2 protein-coding genes are annotated in these 966 nt (G+C 61.4%); both read left to right on the top strand.

Annotated features, from left to right (window positions below; genetic code table 11):
- Window positions 1-292, top strand: a 292-nt coding sequence (locus EOA49_RS32165) for a HutD family protein (protein ID WP_164749397.1), incomplete at its 5' end; no start/stop codon positions are given.
- Between the two features lie 270 nt (window positions 293-562).
- Window positions 563-966 (top strand): hypothetical protein (locus EOA49_RS32160; protein ID WP_164749396.1); only part of this gene is annotated, 404 nt, incomplete at its 3' end.

Below are 966 nucleotides of genomic sequence, written 5' to 3'. Positions count from 1 at the left end.
GCTGATGGGCGGCCCGATCACCGATCTCAACGTCATGAGCCGCCGCGGCTGCATCAGCCATACGGTCGAGCGCTTGCCTGTTTCAAGTGAAGTCGAGATAAGGTCGACCGACGGCACGACAATTATCTTGCCGGTTGGCGGTGGCGTCACGGTCCTCACGGACACCGCTGCCAGCCTCGGACCGCTTGATGCGCTCGTCCTCGATCAGCAGAGCCAGAAACTGCGCCTCCAGCCTGAAGGGCATGAGCTGATTTTTGTGATCCGCCTGCGCGTCACCGCCGCCAATGGTTAACGGCTGTTGCCAAACATGATCGCGGCGCGGGCGAAATATCGCCTGGCCCCTTGCATGTATCACGAAAAAGCCTGAATCCTTTCCCTGATCGGACCCGGGGCGGGAAGCGAGGGGCGTTCGCCCTTGAGTTGTCGAAAGGGGACGCCCCTGTCATGGAGCGCAAACAAACTTTCGGCCGAACCTGCCATGCAACAGATTGCATTTGAACCGGTTTTAGGGCCATTGCCGTGGCGGTGACGCCGCATCGCGCCCCGCCTTACGGAATAATCAATGAACATCCAGACGAATCCCGCCAAGATCGAACAAACTAGTGCCGGCTTCCCGACCGTCACGGAAGCGCCGATACGCTCCAATTTCCTGCCGGAAGACCGGCTGCGCGCGCTGGGCGCAGCACTCGCCAAGGGCGATGTCAGGGACCTGTTCGGGCTTTCGCCGTTCGAATTCCAGGCCCGCATCCGCGATAGCGCCAAGAAGATTCTCGAAGTCTACCGTTCGACCAACGCCGCCCAGGCCAAGGGCGAGACGATCACGCCCGCGGCGCAATGGCTGCTCGACAACAACTACCTGGTCGAAGAGACCATATTTCAGGTCAAGCGCGATCTGCCGCGCCGTTTCTACCGCCAGTTGCCGACGCTCAAGCTTGCGGGCGGCACGGCGTTGCCGCGCGCCTTCGT

This window comes from Mesorhizobium sp. M1A.F.Ca.IN.020.04.1.1, from assembly GCF_003997315.1.
Lineage (GTDB): Bacteria > Pseudomonadota > Alphaproteobacteria > Rhizobiales > Rhizobiaceae > Mesorhizobium.
The sequence above is the reverse complement of the archived record's forward strand: the minus strand, read 5'-3'. Positions and strand labels throughout refer to the sequence as shown.